24 protein-coding genes are annotated in these 19,241 nt (G+C 48.3%); all 24 read left to right on the top strand.

The features are described from left to right. The first annotated feature begins 90 nt into the window (after positions 1-90). The 24 genes from FB479_RS22075 to FB479_RS21960 all read left to right on the top strand — a co-directional run bounded on the left by FB479_RS22075 (position 91) and on the right by FB479_RS21960 (position 19,203). Entirely contained in the window at positions 91-1,581 is a 1,491-nt protein-coding gene (locus FB479_RS22075; protein ID WP_142066815.1) for a sugar ABC transporter ATP-binding protein, read from the top strand. Position 1,582: 1 nt separating this feature from the next. Next, entirely contained in the window at positions 1,583-2,581 is a 999-nt protein-coding gene (locus FB479_RS22070; protein WP_016741326.1) for an ABC transporter permease, read from the top strand. A gap of 142 nt (positions 2,582-2,723) precedes the next feature. Further along, on the top strand, positions 2,724-3,908 hold the full coding sequence (locus tag FB479_RS22065) for a glycerate kinase family protein (RefSeq protein ID WP_142066721.1): 1,185 nt from the start codon (positions 2,724-2,726) through the stop codon (positions 3,906-3,908). A 56-nt stretch (positions 3,909-3,964) separates the two neighbouring features. Further along, positions 3,965-5,305 (top strand): SLC13 family permease, encoded by a 1,341-nt coding sequence (locus tag FB479_RS22060; RefSeq protein WP_370511698.1) that lies wholly within the window; start codon positions 3,965-3,967, stop codon positions 5,303-5,305. 97 nt (positions 5,306-5,402) lie between these two features. Further along, entirely contained in the window at positions 5,403-6,089 is a 687-nt protein-coding gene (locus FB479_RS22055; RefSeq protein WP_142066719.1) for a response regulator transcription factor, read from the top strand. A gap of 3 nt (positions 6,090-6,092) precedes the next feature. Continuing rightward, complete coding sequence (locus FB479_RS22050; RefSeq protein WP_106657176.1) at positions 6,093-7,457, top strand: HAMP domain-containing sensor histidine kinase; 1,365 nt, start codon at positions 6,093-6,095, stop codon at positions 7,455-7,457. 12 nt (positions 7,458-7,469) lie between these two features. Then, complete coding sequence (locus FB479_RS22045) at positions 7,470-8,348, top strand: PepSY domain-containing protein (RefSeq protein ID WP_142066718.1); 879 nt, start codon at positions 7,470-7,472, stop codon at positions 8,346-8,348. A 70-nt stretch (positions 8,349-8,418) separates the two neighbouring features. Further along, on the top strand, positions 8,419-9,951 hold the full coding sequence (locus FB479_RS22040) for a YcdB/YcdC domain-containing protein (RefSeq protein WP_142066717.1): 1,533 nt from the start codon (positions 8,419-8,421) through the stop codon (positions 9,949-9,951). Positions 9,952-10,267: 316 nt separating this feature from the next. After that, entirely contained in the window at positions 10,268-10,597 is a 330-nt protein-coding gene (locus FB479_RS22030) for a DUF2085 domain-containing protein (RefSeq protein WP_142066715.1), read from the top strand. 96 nt (positions 10,598-10,693) lie between these two features. Beyond that, complete coding sequence (locus FB479_RS22025; RefSeq protein WP_142066714.1) at positions 10,694-11,509, top strand: alpha/beta fold hydrolase; 816 nt, start codon at positions 10,694-10,696, stop codon at positions 11,507-11,509. 135 nt (positions 11,510-11,644) lie between these two features. Further along, positions 11,645-12,388 (top strand): type I methionyl aminopeptidase, encoded by a 744-nt coding sequence (map, locus tag FB479_RS22020; RefSeq protein ID WP_106657182.1) that lies wholly within the window; start codon positions 11,645-11,647, stop codon positions 12,386-12,388. Between the two features lie 123 nt (positions 12,389-12,511). Continuing rightward, the gene (locus tag FB479_RS22015) at positions 12,512-13,069 is read left to right on the top strand and encodes a DNA-3-methyladenine glycosylase I (protein WP_069851832.1); all 558 of its coding nucleotides are present in this window, start codon (positions 12,512-12,514) and stop codon (positions 13,067-13,069) included. Between the two features lie 28 nt (positions 13,070-13,097). Beyond that, positions 13,098-13,574 (top strand): DinB family protein, encoded by a 477-nt coding sequence (locus tag FB479_RS22010; protein WP_142066713.1) that lies wholly within the window; start codon positions 13,098-13,100, stop codon positions 13,572-13,574. 174 nt (positions 13,575-13,748) lie between these two features. Next, entirely contained in the window at positions 13,749-13,859 is a 111-nt protein-coding gene (locus FB479_RS31295) for a putative holin-like toxin (RefSeq protein WP_370511696.1), read from the top strand. Positions 13,860-14,338: 479 nt separating this feature from the next. Then, on the top strand, positions 14,339-14,677 hold the full coding sequence (locus FB479_RS22005; RefSeq protein ID WP_106657183.1) for a sigma factor-like helix-turn-helix DNA-binding protein: 339 nt from the start codon (positions 14,339-14,341) through the stop codon (positions 14,675-14,677). Next, entirely contained in the window at positions 14,623-14,850 is a 228-nt protein-coding gene (locus tag FB479_RS22000; RefSeq protein ID WP_017251813.1) for a hypothetical protein, read from the top strand. The genes FB479_RS22005 and FB479_RS22000 overlap by 55 nt, the downstream gene beginning before the upstream one ends. Beyond that, complete coding sequence (locus tag FB479_RS21995; protein ID WP_017251814.1) at positions 14,847-15,044, top strand: hypothetical protein; 198 nt, start codon at positions 14,847-14,849, stop codon at positions 15,042-15,044. The genes FB479_RS22000 and FB479_RS21995 overlap by 4 nt, the downstream gene beginning before the upstream one ends. 250 nt (positions 15,045-15,294) lie before the next feature. After that, entirely contained in the window at positions 15,295-15,948 is a 654-nt protein-coding gene (locus FB479_RS21990; RefSeq protein WP_106657184.1) for a hypothetical protein, read from the top strand. Between the two features lie 190 nt (positions 15,949-16,138). Beyond that, a complete protein-coding gene (locus FB479_RS21985; RefSeq protein ID WP_115984484.1) occupies positions 16,139-16,384 on the top strand; it encodes a hypothetical protein in 246 nt (81 codons plus the stop codon). Further along, positions 16,369-16,818: a hypothetical protein gene (locus FB479_RS21980; protein ID WP_142066712.1), complete on the top strand. Its 450-nt coding sequence runs from the start codon at positions 16,369-16,371 to the stop codon at positions 16,816-16,818. The genes FB479_RS21985 and FB479_RS21980 overlap by 16 nt, the downstream gene beginning before the upstream one ends. Beyond that, on the top strand, positions 16,818-17,009 hold the full coding sequence (locus FB479_RS21975; protein WP_142066711.1) for a hypothetical protein: 192 nt from the start codon (positions 16,818-16,820) through the stop codon (positions 17,007-17,009). The genes FB479_RS21980 and FB479_RS21975 overlap by 1 nt, the downstream gene beginning before the upstream one ends. A gap of 2 nt (positions 17,010-17,011) precedes the next feature. Beyond that, entirely contained in the window at positions 17,012-18,349 is a 1,338-nt protein-coding gene (locus tag FB479_RS21970; protein WP_142066710.1) for a phage tail sheath subtilisin-like domain-containing protein, read from the top strand. After that, positions 18,350-18,802: a hypothetical protein gene (locus tag FB479_RS21965; RefSeq protein ID WP_007723453.1), complete on the top strand. Its 453-nt coding sequence runs from the start codon at positions 18,350-18,352 to the stop codon at positions 18,800-18,802. It begins immediately after the preceding gene. A gap of 14 nt (positions 18,803-18,816) precedes the next feature. Then, positions 18,817-19,203, top strand: coding sequence for a phage tail assembly chaperone (locus FB479_RS21960; RefSeq protein WP_047069578.1), 387 nt, complete (start codon positions 18,817-18,819; stop codon positions 19,201-19,203). Positions 19,204-19,241 lie beyond the last annotated feature (38 nt).

Raw genomic sequence — 19,241 nt, 5'->3', positions numbered from 1 at the left:
ACCAAATTGGCTTTTCCCGTTGATCTGTATCGTCAACGGGATTTTTCCTTATAGAGGTTGGAACACGCAGGTAAACAGGAGGTGTGAATGATGCCCACATTGCAGATGAAAGGGATAGCGAAGCAGTTTTCTGGGGTTCCTGCCCTGCGATCCGTTGATTTTGAGGTGCGCGCAGGGGAGGTTCATGCACTGCTCGGAGCGAATGGCGCGGGGAAGAGCACCCTGATGAAAATTCTCACGGGAGCGTATCAGGCAGATAGCGGTACAATCACCATCGATGGCCAGTCCGTGTCGATTCAATCTCCGCAGGACGCTAAAGCACAGGGCATTCAATGTGTATATCAGGAAGTGGACACCGCCTTGATCCCGTATTTGAGCGTTGCCGAAAATATTTTGCTCGACCAGCTTGTCCAAGCAAAAACCAAGGGGCTGATCAACTGGCAGAGCTTGTACAACGAATCGGAGCAGATTTTAAAAAATTTCGGCTTCCCCATTCCGGTGAGGATGCTCGTCGAAGAATGTACGCTGTCGGAAAAGCAATTGATTTTGATTGCACGGGCTACCGTTCAAAAGGCCAAGTACGTTATTTTCGATGAACCGACCGCGCCGTTGAGCACAAAGGAGAGCGGACGGCTGTTTCAAATCATTGCGCAGTTGAAAAAAGCTGGGGTCGGGATCATTTACATTTCCCACCGCCTGCCGGAAATCTTTGAAATCTGTGATCGGATCACGATTATGCGTGATGGTCAGCATGTCGTGACCACAGACACGGCGAAGACCAATATGGACGAAGTGATCGCGAACATGCTGGGCAAAAGCTTCGACGAGGAGTTCCCGAAGCTGGAAGTGCCGATTGGCGAAACGATTTTTGAGGCGTCAGGAGTGGCTGGCGGCAAAGTACGCGGAGTCGACATGCAGGTTCGCGAGGGAGAGATCGTTGGCGTCGTCGGTCTGGTTGGGGCAGGGAAGACCGAGCTTGCCCGATTGCTCTTCGGTGCAGATGAGGCAAAGGCTGGAGCCGTTCGATTGCATGGAACACGTATCCAACTGCGCTCGCCAAAAGACGCCGTCGATGCTGGAATCGTGCTCGTTCCGGAGGAAAGGCGCAAGGAAGGAATTTTCGTAGAGGAGTCTGTGCAGAACAACCTGTCTGTCGCCTCGTTGAAAAAGAAGTCCTGGTTCGGTTTTATCAAAAGAGGAGCAGAAGCGGCTAACGCAAGAGAGCTCGTGCAGCGCCTTGGTGTGAAAACAGCCGATATCAAGCAGCTGGTCGGTTTCCTCAGCGGCGGAAACCAGCAAAAAGTCGCAATCGGCAAATGGCTGGATACAAACGCTCACCTCTTTATGTTTGACGAGCCGACAAAAGGGGTAGATATTGGCGCGAAAAGCGACATTTACCGCCTGATCGGAAATCTCGCTGAGCAGAAAAAGGGTGTCCTGTATTTCTCCTGTGAGTTTCAGGAAGTCATCGGGATCGCAGACCGGATTCTCGTCATGTTCGAGGGCAGGATCGTGAAGGAATTGAGTCGCGAGGAAGCAACACAAGAGCTGATTATGTACTACGCAAGCGGAGGTGAGTAACGTGGCAGATAAAAAGTTTAGTTTATTTGATTTTGTTTACAAATACGGTACGGTTGCAGTTATTGTCATTGTCATGCTGTTATTCAGTTTGACCAACCCGTATTTCTTCACGTACGACAACTTGACGGACATTCTTCGCTCCATCTCGATTGTGACATTTGTTGCGATTGGCGTTACGTTCTCGCTGATCGTCGGAGGCTTTGACTTGTCTGTAGGATCGACGGTTTCGTTGACCACAGTCGTTTCTGCTTCGATGATGGTTTGGTACGAACAAGGAGTTTTCACGACACTGGTTGTCCCGATTGTACTCAGCTTGCTCGTCGGGCTGGTCAACGCCTTCCTGGTTGTGAAAATCCGCATTCCTGATTTGCTGGCTACTTTGGCGATGCTCTACATCGTCAACGGCATTCATATGACGTATTCCCAAGGCTACTCGATCTACGCAAACATGCCAATGCAGGACGGCTCACAGGCTCCGGGAAAATTCCAGGAATGGTTCCTATGGCTGGGCCAAGGAGAAATTCTCTCCGTACCAGTCCCTGTTATCCTGACCTTTTTACTTGTCGCGATCACGCATGTGTACTTGACCTATACGAGGCAGGGGCGAATGCTGTACATGACAGGCGGCAATTTGGAAGCGGCCCGTCTGTCGGGGATTCCTGTGAATCGCTATCGTACCTTGGCTTATGTGCTCTCCGCTCTTTTTGCAGGCTTGGGCGGGATGCTCTTGGCAGCACGGATCGGTACCGGGCAGGTGAGTAGCGGCGGCTCCATGCTGATGGATGCAGTAGCGGCTGCTTTCGTAGGCTTCTCCGTATTCGGTGCAGGAAAGCCAAACGTTTTTGGTACATTTGTGGGAGCCATCCTGATCGGGGTGCTACTCAACGGCATGACGATGCTCAATCTGCCGTATTATGCTTACGATATAATTAAGGGGACGGTACTGGCGCTTGCCCTGGCTGTGACCTATTATCAGCTGCGCAGAAAACGAAACGCTTAGAATCGTAATCTTTTTGCTTTTCTCTCATCAATTTCTCATCTTCCTATTATTCCCTTCTCTTTTTTGAAGCTTAGTATGGGTCTTACTCAAGTGAGACAAATGCGAAAGCAAATTCAAATAAAGAGAAGGGATGTTGTTTTTTATGCGTATACTCGTTGTGCCTTCGGGCTTTAAGGAAAGTTTAGATGCCGAGCAAGCAGCTGAGTGCATGAAAGAAGGAATTCTGCGCGTACTCCCGCTCTCCCAAGTACAAACACTGCCGATGGTAGACGGAGGAGAAGGCTTTACAAAAGCGATTGTGAAAATTTCGAATGGCTCAATTATTGATAAGGAAGTAACAGGTCCCGTAGGAGAAAAGGTTCCTTCCCATTTCGGGATATTCGGATCAAAGACGACAGGTCAAACGGCTGTGATTGAGATGGCAGCAGCAGCCGGACTGCGACTGGTTCCGAGAAGCTTGCGTGATCCGCGCAAAACGACGACACATGGCGTCGGTGAATTGATCAAAGCGGCACTGGACATGGGGGCAGATCGTATTTTGCTAGGCTGCGGCGATTCCGGTACTTCCGATGGCGGGGCAGGAATGGCGCAAGCACTTGGCGCGAAATTTTTGGATGCAAGCGGTCAAGAAATCCGTATTGAAGGCGGAATTTCGCTGGCAAAAGTAACGAAAATTGATGTATCCGGCATGGACAAAAGACTCAAGCAGGTGCAAATCGATGTGGCTTGCAACTGGTTTAACAAGCTGTGTGGGGAAAACGGAGTCGCTCGCGTGTTTGGCCCGCAAAAGGGAGCGACGCCTGAGCAAGTCGTTGAGTTGGAAGAAGCACTCGAACAATTCGCGGCTATCATCGAGCGGGATTTCGGTATCGACGTCAGAGACATGCCGGGCAGTGGTGCCTCGGGTGGCTTGGGAGCCGGACTGCATGCGCTGACGGGTGCAAATCTGTTTCCACGCTACGACATCATCATGAAATACATTGATTTGGATCGGATGCTTCAAGAGACAGACCTTGTGTTTACGGCGGAAGGAAGCATTGATTTTCAAACACCGCGAGGAAAAATTCCAGTGGAAGTGGCAAAGAGGGCAAAGAAGCATGCCCTGCCGGTAGTGGCTTTGGTTGGGACTGTTGGCAAAGGTGCCCGACTCAATTATGAGCACGGAATTGATGCGTACACGAGTATTTTGCCGATGCCGTCTACGTTGGAAGAAGCGTTCATGCATGCGCAGAAATGGCTGACCGATTGCTCGGAAAGCTCCATGAGAACCATCATGGTGGGCCTGCAGCTCGCAAATCGTTTAATGGAGAAGGAGCAAGTATCGTGATTGCACAGACTATTGCAAAGGAAAGGCCTGCGTGGGTCCTTCCGATCGTCCTGATTATGTTCGTTGAATTACTGCTCATGCTGCCGTCTTCCCTGACATTTGAGGCCAAATGGAGCTTGTTCGGCTTCTGTGTCGCTGTGATCCTGTGGACGACAACCTCGCTGAACTCCGCCTATGTAGCGATTGGCTCCGTGTTACTCCTCGTCGTGACAGGAACGGCTGACCAGGAAATTTTGTTCGACTCGCTCGCCTCCGATGTCATTTGGTTAATGATTGGCTCGTTCATTCTCGGCGGCGCTCTCCAAGTGACAGGCTTGGCAGGAAAACTCACAGATCTGGTCGTGAGCAAGGCAAAGAATGTCAAAAGCTTGTTTTGGCTCTTGACGGTCGTCGTTCAATTTCTCGCATTCTTTATCCCGTCTACTTCTGGACGCGCAGCGGTGCTACTGCCTGTTTTCCACTCGCTGACCTCAGAAATCGGGAACAAACAAATTACGAAAGCCATGGCGATCCTGATTCCGACGATTATTTTAGTATCGACGAGTTCCACCATGATTGGAGCGGGCTCCCATTTTATCGCACTCGATATGCTGAAGGAGTTCAATGGGGAAGGGATTAGTTTCGCGGAGTGGCTGTTGTGGGGACTGCCGTTCGGGGTTGTGGCCAGCATCGTTACTTGCCGGATTGTTCTGGCTCTGTTTCTCTCTAAAGAAGAGATGCAGCGCCCACTCGCGAGTAAAAAGCTTTCTCTTACCTTGTCCCGCAACGAAAAATATACGGTTGCTGTGATCGGGGCGATGGTCATTTTCTGGCTGACAGAGCGTTTTCACGGAATCGAGATTGCTACCACGACAGTTGTCGGCGCCTTTCTTTTGACACTCCCCAATGTGGGCGTCATGAAGTGGAAGGATGGCGTACAGTCTGTCTCGTGGAACCTGATTCTGTTTGTAGGGGCGGCCATTGCCCTCGGAAAGTCGTTGTTGGAGAGCGGCGCGGCAGAGTGGATCATGAAGAAGCTGTTCGCGATCACCGAGCAGTTGGAAGGCGAATCGTCGCTTCTGATTATTGTGGTTATTACTTTGCTGACACTGACATCCCATCTGTACATTACATCGCACACGACGAGAGCCGTCATTCTTGTTCCGCCGCTTCTCTACTTTGCGAGCAGCCTTGATTTGAATGAAGTGACCGTGTTGTTCTTAGGAATGATCGGCATGAACTACTGCCTGACCTTCCCTGTCAGCTCCAAAGCATTGCTCATGTTCCAGGAAAGCGGCAAGGAAACCTTTTTGCCAAAGGATTTGCTGCGATTGAGCTTGTATGCAGGTGTAGCCCACGCGATCCTGATGGTCGTCTTTTATTACGCGTACTGGCAGTGGGTGGGATTATCGATATAAGTAAGGAATTATATCTTTCGTACGGATTACTCTTTGATCCACAGCCAATATTTGCTAAACTCATCTGGATAATGGATGCAAGGTTTAGGAGGATTACATGTCGGAGCGAATATTAATTGTGGAAGATGAAGAGAAAATTGCTCGTGTGATTCAATTAGAGCTGGAATACGAAGGATACGAAAGCGAGATCGCCAAAACAGGGCTAGAGGCGCTGGAACAATACAATCAAGGTGGATGGAACTTGATTTTGCTCGATGTATTGCTGCCAGGCTTGTCAGGGATAGAAGTGCTTCGCCGGATTCGGGTAAAGGACTCCGCGACGCCAGTCATTTTGTTGACGGCAAGAAATGCAGTCGTGGACAAGGTAAATGGACTCGATCAAGGCGCGAACGACTACATTACGAAGCCTTTTGAAATCGAAGAGCTGCTGGCTCGCATCCGTTCCTGCCTCCGCTTGTCCCAAATGACAAGAAAAGTGGAAGCCAGCTGCAAAGTAGAAGTAGCAGATTTAAGCCTGGATGAAAAATCGAGGGAAGTAACAAGAGGTTCCAGTCAGATCGAGCTGACACCGCGTGAATTCGATTTGTTGCTTTATCTGATGCAGAATAAAAACCAAGTTCTGAATCGTGAACAGATTCTTACACACGTATGGGGATTTGATTATTTCGGAGACACAAATGTCGTTGACGTGTATATCCGTTACTTGCGTAAAAAGGTGGACCAAGGGTATGAAACCCCGCTTTTGCATACAGTACGAGGCGTTGGTTATATGCTGAAGGGGTAGATTATGAAAATCAAAAATAAAATTCATTTGTTCTCCACGGTCGCGCTCTTGCTTCTGCTGCTCATGGTCAACAGCTTCATTTACTTCGTGTTCTACAAAGTGACAACAGACGGAGAGCTGGATCGTCTGCAACGAGAAGTTCTGCACATCCAGAGTGGACTCAATCAGACCGGTGTGGAAAATTTTGACCCTGCTACGCTGCTGCAGCCGTATTTGCCATCGTACGGGATGATCCGGATTATCGATCAGCAGTCACGGGCCATCGTCACGCAGGAAGTAGACAGCACGCAACCAATCCCGGCCCCGAAGCCCCTCTTTGAAAGAAAGGCGAGTGACGGTGTCTTCGATGTCAAAGGTGTGAAATACGCGTACGTCAAGGTCCCGATTATTTGGACGAATGGAAAAATTGTCACGCTAGAAGTGATTGAAAGTATTGCGGGCTTGCAAAAGAATTTGAACCTGCTGCAAAACGTTCTGTTATTTGCTTCGCTGTTCGTGCTGATTCCTGCTTTTTTTGCTGGACGCATGTTGAGCAATCTGATTTTGCGACCAGTCAACTCGATGATTCAAACAATGGAAGACATTCAAGCGCGCAGTATTTTTAAGAAAATACCGCTTGAGCACACATCCAAGGATGAATTGCACGCGTTAGGCAGTACCTTTAACAAAATGATGGATTTATTGCAGCAAAACTTCGAGAAGCAGCAGCAGTTCGTCTCAGATGCTTCCCATGAATTGAAAACGCCGCTGACCGTAGTAGAAAGCTATGCGAAGCTATTGAAGCGTTGGGGGACGAAAAAGCCGGAGGTTCTGGCAGAGTCGGTGGAAGCGATCTATTCGGAAGCCGTGCGCATGAAGGATATGACCAATCAAATGCTCCTTCTCGCAAACAATAGCGCCGAATGGAATCTGGATGTCAAAGAAATCGACTTGATCCCGATGTGCCAAACGACCATTTCGCAATTAACCAATGCGTATGGCAGGTCCTTTCAACTGGGCGCAAACCACGAATCGGTTCCTGTGATGGCCGATGAACAAAAACTAAAACAAGTGCTCGTCGTTTTACTCGACAATGCGATGAAATACAGCTCGAATGAAATCGAGGTTGGGGTGGGGCTTCAAGGGGACCGCCCATATATCTCAGTCAAGGATTACGGAATGGGGATTCCCAAGGAAGATTTGCAGCATGTTTTTGATCGTTTCTTCCGTGTTGACAAAGCCCGCAGCCGCGAAACAGGTGGCGTAGGACTGGGGCTTTCCATTGCCAAACAGATCGTTGATGCCCATCAAGGCGATATTGCACTGGATAGCGAAGAAGGGAAATGGACGCTCGTGACCGTTTTTCTGCCAGGGCAGGCTAAGAAATAGCAGGAGGTACGTATGAATAAAAAATGGAAAATAGGGCTGCTGGCGAGCTTTCTGTTGGTCACGACGGCATTTGGCATGCAACGGATCTTCGCGAGCATGGATTTGCAGTCATTGTCAGCGGAGGAAGTCAAACAGATCGTGACGGCCCGCTACCCGGGGAAGATTGAATCGATTTCCATGACGGACGTAGGAGAAAACAGCATCTACAATCTCCAGCTCCTCAATGAGCGCGGAACGTATAGTGTGATGGTGAATGCACAGACGGGCGAAATTATTGATTTGAAAGAGCTCTCCTTGGTCGCAGCCACTGCGCAGCCGAAGGCAAATGAAACGGCGACGAATTCAACGCAGCCGGGTTCAAATCCGACAGCCAGCACAGCGCAACCGAACGGCAGCGGGAAGGATGCTTCAGGCAACGCGACAAAACCAGCAGGAGCGGGAACGGTGGGGACTGTTGCGCCAGGCAAACAACAGCCTGCTACTTCAACCCAGACACAAACACAGCAGCAGTCGAAGCCGAATCAAAGCTCAAATCCACCAGCGCAGCCACAGACAAAAATTACGGAACAGCAAGCGAAACAGATTGCGACGGAAAGAACAAGTGGCGGCAAGATCGATGATGTTGATTTAATCGAAACAAAGAGTGGAGCAGTCTATCGAGTGATCACGAAAAAAGATTCCCAAACGGTAGATGTACGCATACATGCCATTACCGGAAAAGTGCTCTCGACTACCACCATCGACAATAGCTCTACCGATGATGATGATGACGATGATGACCAGACACCAGCCGATAAAAATGGCAGCGCTCCGGCAGATGCATCTACAAGTGATGACACGAACACGAATGACACCGACGACGATGATCTGGATGATGGTGATGATGATTAGGATTTAGCATTTAAATAGAGAAAGCCGTCAGTGTCTGCATTGACGGTTTTTTCGTTCCGGAGGGAAATCGATGATTACATATCCGACTGAAGCGGTTCGGGAGACGATGGAGAGATGGTTTGCGATGTTTCCCGGTATGCTTGAATTGTCTCAGCAGCGAATCAAAACGCGCGATAACTGGAGAACTTGGGAGATAAAATTAGGTCATGAGCGTACAAAGCTGGAAATCGACAAAAAAACGGGTTATATAACCGAGTTTCGTTTGGAGGATGAAATTCATCAAGATTCGGTTGCTTCTGGAGAGCCGATCGATACCGAGACAGCAACGCAACGTATCATAGATGTAGCGGAAGCACTGTATGGCGACCATCTGAATGAGATGGTGAGAGATGGCACGGCGAGCTTGTCAGAGTATCGTGAGGAAAAGAAGTGGAAACTTTCTTATCGTTATTGTTTTCACGATAATCCGCTTGCTAGCGTGTATCTGTTTATTACGTTAGACGAGTGGGGTAATTTGACTGACATCTACTACCGGGGACTTCATGATTTTGATCCGAAAAACAAGCCCTCCAAGCCAAAAGTGATAACAATGGAGGAGGCAAAACAAGCGTATCTTGCTTTGTTTCAGGAAAATATGATGCTCGTCTGCGACGAACAGGAAGAAGGGATACTCCAGTATCTCCCTGATGAGCCACCGATGGACTATGCCGTTATTCATGCCGAGACAGGGCAAATCACCAAGACCGTGATAGGAGGCAGACGATCGAAAGAAAAACACTCAGAGATTATTCCTGTAGTAACCCGAGGGGGATCTCTTATTTTTGCAAACGTGCAAGAGATTGAGTTGTGGGTGAAGGAATCTTTTCAAATTGATGTAACCGAAGCGGATATCGAAAGAAAAACGCTTGTGACACCAAACGAGGATGGGGTTACGTTTCAACCTAGGAGCGGTTATTTCAAATATATTGATGCTGCGAAGAAGCCGGACTGGCCTTCTACTATCCATTACTTCTGGTCGCTGCCAGAAGCAGAAGACGCGGAAACTGTCTACGATCCTGATTTTGTATGCGTTACTCTCAATCGGCAGACCAACGAGTTACTTGCCTTTACGGTTAATCAAAAAATGGAGTATATAGCGCCGCGGCTGTCGGACTGCGATGCTTTGCGAATAGCTACGTGCTACTTGGAAAAATACATCGAACAGGGAATTACCGAGCTGCACTACTATGAATTATGTTATTTACGCGGGACAGGCAATACGTATTACTTCTATGAGCGGAAAAATGGGATCGTATTGACAAACCGGATGTACTCCGTGAAAGTAAATCCTTGGACAGGCCAGGTTACGGGTTTTTACAAGCATGATATACGTAAGAATAAGGTGATTCCCGATCCGGTCTCTTGTGTGTCAGCTCGGGAAGCGGCGGAGAGCTTCATGAGCCTGTACGACATGGAACTGGAATATGTGCAAGTGGAAGACAGAAATACAAGTAGAAGGGAAAAGGCCTCTGTTCCGATTCCCATCTATCAGCTCAAATACGCAAGGCAAGAGCGCTATCAATATTTGGATGCGATCACCAATCAATTCAAGCCCAGAACGTAACCCAAAGTGAAACGGCTGATATTCTTTGACGTAGAAAGAAAAGAAGGGAGAGGATGTATCTGTTTTTTCTTGGATTAACGGTTTGCATGATCGCATGGATAGCGGGAGGCGTATTTTTGTATGAAGGGGATTATGTAACGGGGGGAGTCTTGATTGGTGTAGGTCTTCTTCTTTTTATTTGCATGATCATCTTCTATCGTAAGAAGCGTAAAAGTTGTTCGTTAGATTGCAACTATATTCCAGCTGATTGTCCGGTTCCAGATTGTGATACACCCGATTGCGATTGCAAGCCAGATTGCTCACATTGAGGGAGCTGATGAAGATCAATACGCAGTGGATTCCCTGTCATCGGCGAGCAGATCGTTCCTTTTATATCGGTGGTAAAAAAATGCCGCTATGTGCCAGATGTGTTTCGATATTGGCTGGATACCTGCTGGCGCCTGTTTTTGCAGGGATGCATATCGTGACCTCTTACTATTTGATTGGATTCCTGTTATTGCCGATGCTGATTGATGGCTTTACCCAACAATGGAAGTGGCGGACAAGCAATAACATGCTGCGATTTTTCACAGGGTTCAGTTTTGGAATCGGACAGTCTTTACTCATTTCAAATGTCGTTTGGTTTTTGGTTGAGAGACTGGGGTGAAACGATATGCCTTTATGTACACAAAAATTTCAATATTATGGTAATCCTTTCACCTGGGACAGCCCTCCTATATAATACTGGTGGGGGGATATATAAGTGATCCATTATAAGACATACATACGTGGTGAAGATTGCGAATGGGTGACTTTTGTCCATGGGGCAGGGGGCAGCTCATCGATTTGGTATAAACAACTTAAGGCATATAAAGAGAAATTCAATGTTCTTCTAGTAGATATGCGTGGTCACGGAAAATCGAAGAACATCCCAGGCAAGCTGTTTAAAACATACACCTTTGATGATGTCAGCAGAGATATTATAGAGGTTTTGGATCATTTAAAAATCACTTCCACCCATTTTGTGGGGATTTCCTTGGGGACGATCATTGTGCAGATTATTTCGGAGCAGGCCCCAGAGAGAATGCGCTCGATGGTTTTGGCAGGAGCTGTGACGCACATGAACGTGCGGTCGCGGGTGCTGATCACGCTGGGGAATCTGGTCAAACATTTCATCCCGTACATGTGGCTGTATCGACTGTTTGCCTGGGTGATCATGCCGAGTAAGCGTCATAAAGAATCGCGTTCCTTGTTTATCCGCGAAGCCAAAAAGCTTTGTCAAAAAGAATTCAAGAGATGGTTCAAGCTGACAAAAGGCATTAATCGCTTCCTAGGAACCCTCTTTGATAAAGAGTCTCCCATCCCTACCTTGTTCATTATGGGTGAAGAAGACCATATGTTTTTGCCGTTCGTCCAGATGCGTGTGAAAAAAAGACAATTTGCACAGTTGAGTCTAGTCGCTGACTGCGGCCATGTCGTCAATGTCGATCAGCCGGAAGAATTTAACCGAATCTCCATCGGGTTTATTCAAAAGCAGTCGACCGCATCGCAAGGAATATATGCACTGAATCTAGCCTAGTTTCGTAAGATAAGAGCCGCAGAGGATGCTTCTGGGGTTCTTTGTTTTTCTGCAGGTTGCGATTGGCGAAGAAAAATGTTCAAATGAAGAAACGGATCGGGTAAATACTGGTAAATGCGAAAAGGAGGGAAACACATGTCGATTCAAAATGAACATGATTTGATCTGTTTGAAGCGGATCGGTAGCATTGTGGCAGAAGCAAGAGAGGCGATGATAAAAGCAGTGCGGGCAGGCGTGACAACAAAAGAACTCGACCGGATTGGCGGAGAGATCTTGGCAAAGTACGGAGCGCGGTCTGCACCGAATATCACCTATGATTTTCCTGGGCATACGTGCATCAGTGTCAATCACATTGTTGCGCACGGCATCCCTGATGATACAGTTCTGCAAAATGGCGATATCATCAATATTGATGTCTCGGCAGAGCTGGATGGATATTTTGCCGATACAGGTGCTTCTATCGTGGTAGGGGGAGGCGAGCCTGAGAAGCAATCCTTATGCCAATGCGCCGAGGAGTCGCTGTACAAGGCATTGGATGCAGCAAAGGCGGGATCAAAGCTAAGCCAGATTGGTCGCATTGTCCACCAGGAGGCCAGGAAAAAAGGCTTTACAGTGGTCAAAAACCTTACGGGACATGGCATCGGCAAAAGCTTGCATGAAGAGCCTGCTTACATTTTGAATTACTATGATAAGAAGGATAGGCGTTTGCTCACAGAAGGTCTCGTGTTGGCAGTCGAAACATTTATTTCAACGGGGACGGAATTTGTGGAGGATGGCAGGGACGGTTGGGCGATCATTACGCCTGATAAGAGTTACGTAGCTCAATACGAGCACACCATCGTTATAACGAAGGGGAAGCCAATTATTTTAACTGCTTGATTGCATGGAGACCTCAGGTTGATGAGGTCTTTTTTTGTAAAGAAAAACTTGCAGAATACCCAATGATTGTATATTCTTTATATAAGAATATACGTTCGCATTATGTAGAGGAGGTTTCTTTCCATGAATCGGTGCGGCTGGGTGAATCAAGACCCTATCTATATGGATTATCACGATCACGAGTGGGGAGTTCCTGTCTATGAGGATCGCTTGCTCTTTGAATATTTGAATTTGGAAGGGGCTCAAGCCGGACTGAGCTGGTACACGATCTTGAAGAAGCGGGAAAATTACCGAAGAGCGTTTGATAACTTTGAAGCGGAGAAAATCGTTCAATACGATGAAGCCAAGATCGAGCAATTGCTGACAGACGAAGGCATTGTTCGAAACAGGCTGAAGATTCGCGGTGTCGTGAAGAACGCCCACGCGTATTTGCGGGTTGTGGAGGAGTTTGGGTCCTTTAGCAGCTATATTTGGTCGTTTGTAGGCGGGAAGCCGATCCATAATCATTTTCAGGAAATGAAGGATGTGCCTGCTTCTACCGAAATCAGCGACAAGATGAGCAAGGATCTGAAAAAGCGCGGTTTTACGTTTGTCGGTTCAACAATTTGCTACGCCTTTATGCAAGCAGTCGGCATGGTTAATGATCACGTAGCGACATGTGATCTCTATCAAAAAAACTAGGACGAGCTAACGGAGAGGGGAGAATGACATGAACGAAAATGATCTCTTAATCTTAAACTTTGAGGAAGTAAGACGTAGAAGCATCAAAGTTTGGAGGGCAATTCCTAAAGAAATGCTGAACTGGAAGCCTGACGATAAAGCGTTCACGTGCGGGGAAATGATTCGCCATGTCATCGAGGGTGAGTTTTTGTATCACCAGATTTTGATCCAACGGGGGAGTGCCGCTCTGTCTACTATCCCCAATCCGTATGAAACCAAAGAGTTTTCGACTGTAGATGAAGATTTGGCCTTTGCTATGCCGTATCGAGAAGAATTTCTCCGCTTCGTCAGAGGGTTGTCCAAGAGCGACCTGGAGAGTGTCCGCATCGATCGATCCGATGTAGGCTATGTCCGCACGCTTGGAGACATGCTGCTGCGAATCGCCTATCATGAGTCGGTACATACCGGTCAACTGCTAGATTATATGAGAAGCATGGGTGTTGAACGTCCGAATATTTGGGATTAAAAGAGTGCGAAAGATAGAAAAGCAAGCCAACTCTTCTATTGTGATATGCGAGGGGGGCTTGCTTTTTTATTTTATAATAACGGGGCTGTATACATTGTGTTCAATCAGGAATTCTCGTAAAATTAATGCAATTCAATAGATCGGCTTTCTCAAGGGTGGTCGGCTCACTCACTCATGTCTAACAATGGGGGGGTGATGCTGATGGAGGTATATCAGGCGCTTTCGCTTATGTTCATGTTTGGCATGTTCATTCTTGCCTTACTGACATACCTCAAAAAGAAGTAGACCGCCCTTGAGCTTGGGAGCCAGGCGGTCTATACGCTGTAACCTATGAGCCGATCCCTTTTGGGAACGTCTATTGGATCAACCGTAGGTGCTGGAACACCTACGGTTTTATTTATATCCAGAACTCTTGAAGAAATGACTTTACAACGGATTTTTATTTACTATATCATATTTTGTGTTTTCTGTTCAATAAACCCATCATGAAAGGTCTTACGTACGTACAAATGATGAAAATGAAAAAGTATGAGAATTATGTACTTTCGGGATGTAAGGTGAGTTCGTTTTGTAAGACAATCGAATATATATACGTAGGCACGATCTTGGTTATGGATCGTGCCTTTTTCATGTTTTTTGAGAGGTAGGCATTCCAAAAAATGTAGTGGAAAAAACTTGAACTTTGATTTCGAGTATGAGATACTTGTACTACAAAGAGAACGAGTGTTCCTGTTTCCGGATGAAAAAGACAGAAGGTGAAGCATGTGACAGATGAGCAGTTAAAAGAGCATTGCAGAAAAGTGCTCAAAAGGATTGCTTGGCGATTGCAGTACGCCGCCAAGAAGCGTTTGTACAGGGAGACGGTGATCAAAGAGGGGATGCGGGGAACGGAAGCGATCGAGGACAACCTGTCGGAACTGTATGTTCAGGAGGTGTTGATGCAACTCCCAGAAAAAGCCCGGATCATTATCAAGCATGTCGTCATACATGGAATGACGGAAGAACAGGTAGCCAAAAAACTGAATATGACCAGACAAGGAGTGAGTAAATGCAAAAACAAATATTTGCGCCAATTGGCCGAGAAGCTGACTCGTTCAGCCTGACCCTCCAAAAAGCACAGTCAGGGGATAATCGGGCCGTACTGACGATCCTCGACTTTCTGCTTCCCGACATGGAGTATCTTGCTTCCTTTATCAAACTACCTCGCGAAGAGAGCATGCAAGAAATGAAAACTGCGATGCTCGAAGCGATCCGCAGTGGAGAAGTGATGCTATGATGACGATTGATTACGTTCAGGTTCTCGCGGTTGTCGTGTGCTTCCTTGCTTTAATCGTCACGTTTAAGCAGGTAGATTTGCAGATTCGGATTAATAACTTGTTCAACCTGCAATTAAAGGCAAACAAAGAGAAAAAGAAAGAGCAACTGGAACAAAAAAAGGAGACTCCGACTGACGATCGGAATCCCCATTGAAGGCTTGGGGCAAAGAATACAACTGGTGAGTATCCTCTTTGCCCCCTTTCATTATACAAGAAAATGATGATGCAAAGGAGATACGTACGAAATGATAGAAGCAGCATTAATCGGAGCAGTTGTCTTATTGATCGGAGTCATTATCGGACAGATCGGTTTGTCTCAAAGATTAAGAAAAGACGCAAGAGTCAACGAAAACCGATAAGCAATCATACGGACTTCATATATATGACCGAGGGGGAATAGTGCCTTGATCAGCAAAGATGTTTTCATGGAAGCAGTATGCGAGGTGTGTCCGGCAACGTGCTGGGGAAAGAAATCACATTGCCAGGTTCATGATAAGCACGTAGGAAAAATCGAATCTTGCCCGGAGTGGGACAAGTACATGCGGGATCAAGAGGCAAAAGGGCAGCAAGAGACAGTATCCGCTAGAAAAGAAGGCTTAGTCCGGTTGAGTGAGCAAGCACCCATCGTAGATTTTCTACAAAAAGCCGAGGAAGAAATCCGCGACTACAATTACATGCAGATCGAGATCGTGCGTATCCAGCGTTTTTTGCGCGAGGCGGGGGAAGGAATGGTCGCACAGTACGGATTGGATGCAGGCATGCCAAAAGGAAAGGGTACCACGGGAGATAAGACGCACGCGGAGGTTGTACGCCGGGAGCGGAAATGGAAGAGGCTGCAAAATTTGCAGGATAAAATCGAGCGGATCAATAAAGCGGTCGAGACGATTCCGGGTGAGCAGGAGCGATTGGTAGTCGAAGCTTTGCTGGATGGCGACAAGAACAATCTGATTGCAAAAGAAATCGGCGTGTCCCGTCAGCGGTATTACGAAATCAAGCGCAGTGCCGTGATGAAAATGGCATGGGCGATGTATGGCGATCAGGCTCAGCAGACTGGATAATGAAAAACAGAGCCTGGCTCAATAGACGAGAAGCTGTCTGATGATGACAGCTTCTTTTCATTTTCGCAAGCATGGCAGAGGCTGACAAAGGTTGACACTTCCTGACACATCGGGTCATTTTCCCGGTTTTTTCTCCGAATCGGTTATACTTGAGTCAAGCGAAACAAGTAAGAGAGATACGAGCCATCCGATGAAGCTGTCGGGTGGCTTTTTATGTACACCGCCGACTCTAATGTCCGGCGATCAGGGAAAATGGCGATTGGCGCCACACGATGTTGCGAGTTCAAAGCCACAGGCTACTCGCTCCCTGCTCGGCGGGCATTTGCCGTGGATGCCTTGCCAAATGAAGGGAAGTAGTGGGGGGAAGAGACATGTGACGAAGACAGAAGAGAATACCGCAAGCATGGGAGGTGGAGCTGGATGGATCGAGAGCTAGCCGTTCTCATTGAACTGGTGAATGAAGCGTATCCAGAGCTGGCTATTGTTGTGAATGTGGACGACTGGATGGCGCAGCGATTCCAGCCGCCTATCGCGTTTCTTTTGACGCAAGGGGTCCGCGAAGAAGGAAGAAGCCTCACTTCCTATCAAGTGGTCTCAGAAGCAGCCATCGTCCTCCACTATCCAAAGGTAGCAGGTGTCTACCAGCCGCTTTCAGCAGAGCCGCTGCGTGAGCTTCTTCGCCAAAGGCAGTTCAGCTATCAAGGCAGGACGTCTGGATTGTCCATCGAGATCGACAGCTCCACCTTGCGTATTTGGCGGGATAAAAAGGACCGGACGGAAATCGCGTTCCAGTTCACCTACAACGTGGCGGTGCAGAGAGCAGCCACAGACAAAATCAACGAATTTGATGTAGAGGGGGTCCGATCATAGTGGCACGAAAAGAACAACAAGCACAGGCCCCAGAGCTTGTGCAAACCAAACAAGAGTGGATCAAGAGCGCCGCCTATCTTGGAGCCGAACGGTTCGAGGTAGCAGGTGCTCTTTTTACTGAAGCAGATAATCAATTACTGGCAGAAGGACAAGTGAAGAGCCGACTGACCAAATACAAAGGCGGGGTGTAAGCATGACCATTCAACGTGAACGTCCGGGTGTAACGGTCGAACTGATCGCAAAAGCAAAAGAACGTGTAGTACCGAAGAGCGGTGTCGTACTGGTGCCGTATCAAGCAGAGTGGGGCGCGCCAGATGAGCTCGTCAAGCTGGGGAGCTTTGAGGAGCGACTGGCACAGACATTTGGCAAGGTCGATACCGTGGAGCTGGCAGCAGAAGGTGGCGCGACGATTCTCGCGTACCGCATGACGAATGGCACAGCCACAAAAGCAGCGTATGAGCAAGCCGATGCGATCAGAGTCGAGGCTCTGTACCCAGGTTTGGTAGGTAACGAGTTGAAGGTTGCGATCACTGCCTCAACGTCTGAGCCAGGCAAGAAGGAACTCCAGGTAACAGGCCCGCTTCAAACCGAGAAGTTTTCGTTTGCGGATGCGAATGAGCTGGCAGCGAAAACGAGCCAATCCAATTATGTGCGTGTGAAAAAGCTGGGTGAGACTGCCGTTACAATTGTGCCAGATACAGCGCTGACAGGAGCGACAAGCGGTACAGCAGCGCTCACTTCTGCGGACTCGACTAAGCTGTTCATGGCTGTGTCCGGTGCTGATTTTGACACGATGTATCTGCCTTTTGACGATGCGGCTGTACAAGCGGCTGCGAAGCAATTCATGAGCGACCGTCGTGCGCAAAATAAGAAGCTCAGCACGCTGGTGATCGGCGGCAAGGCGGCGGATGATGAGAACATGGCGAAGCACATCGAGCGATCTGTGGCGCAAAATGCCCGTTTTGTCGTGAACAGTGCTATTGCTGGTCAACACAACAACGGGAAAGTATACGGCAGCCTGGAGTGGGCCGCATGGGTAGCGGGTATGATCGCCGCGACACCTGCGCATGAATCGCTGACAGCCGTCGTCGTTCCGTTGAAAAAAGCGCTCAAGGACTGGGGCCACACCGATATTTTGAGTGCGCTGGGCTCTGGTACGCTGATCGCAACCCGCGACGGAGATGTGTACATCATCGAGAGCGCCGTCAATACGCTGGCTGTACTGGGTACGCATGAGCGCGAGGACTACGGAAAAATCCGTGTCAGCATGACGCTGGATCAGATCGTCAATGATATCAGCCAAGTCGGCAAGAAATACAAAGGCAAGCTCGGCAACAACGATTTGGGCGGCGCGGTGTTTGTCTCTGCCGTCAATGCGTACATGACCGTCCGCGAGCAGCAAGGCGCAATTGATACAGGCTGGACGTTTACGGATCAAAAGAACGGCATCGGGGATCGCCGTGGTTTCCTCTTGTCTGCGAAGCCGCTTGATGCCATCGAATACTTTGACATTGACTGGGAGGTGCTGTAATTGGCTATTGCACGCGATATTAAACTGAAGAACTGCCAAATTTACGATGAAAACGGAGACCCGATCTTCGGTACCCTTGAAGGAAAAATGGTCCTCAAGGTAGAGTACGGCGACACGAATCGTCTGCAAAAAGGAAAAATCCAGACCGTCAACGACTGGCATGTAGAAGTGACATTGAAAATTACCGCAACCAACGCTGCGCTGAAATACTACTGCGTCGATCAATTGACTCAAGGCAAGACCCCAGTCCTCCCATTCCTGATCGGCGAGACGCTGGACAAGGAAGCGGGCAACTCCGAGCGTGTCCGCATCTCCAATATCGTGCTGAACCCAGACGAGATTACGCTGTGGGAAGCAAAAGCAGACGGCAACGATCACGCGACATACGACCTAAAAGGGATGTCCATCGAAAAGCCGGACTACCTGGATGAATTGCCAACCTACACCGAATAGGAGAGTGCTTGCATATGAACAAAAACAAACTCGAGAAATTTTTGGCCAAAGCCAATGAACAAGCTCCGCGAAAAGAAATCACCGTAACGATCGACGGTGACGAATGGAAGGTTCGCCAACTGAATTTGTCCGAGCTGCGCGATTGCGAACGCATGGCTGACAAAGGAGAGAAAACGGATTGGTTCCTGTACAACGATGCCCGATTGGTGAAGGCCACCGAGCACGATTTCCCTTGGAACCAGGAAGAGCTGAAGAAAGCGTACAAGGTCGGCACCAAGTACGAGCTCGTCGAGAAAATTTTCCGCGACAATCCAGAAGGCTACACCAAGCTGCTCAATGCTGTCCGTGAAGTCAATGCAACCCAGACGGAAGAAGAAGCCATTGAAGAAGCAAAAAACTGATCCGATCTGACGGCGAGGCCTGGCATATTTGCCGCGCT

The organism is Brevibacillus sp. AG162 (assembly GCF_006715575.1).
GTDB classification, from domain to species: domain Bacteria; phylum Bacillota; class Bacilli; order Brevibacillales; family Brevibacillaceae; genus Brevibacillus; species Brevibacillus brevis.
The sequence above is the reverse complement of the archived record's forward strand: the minus strand, read 5'-3'. Positions and strand labels throughout refer to the sequence as shown.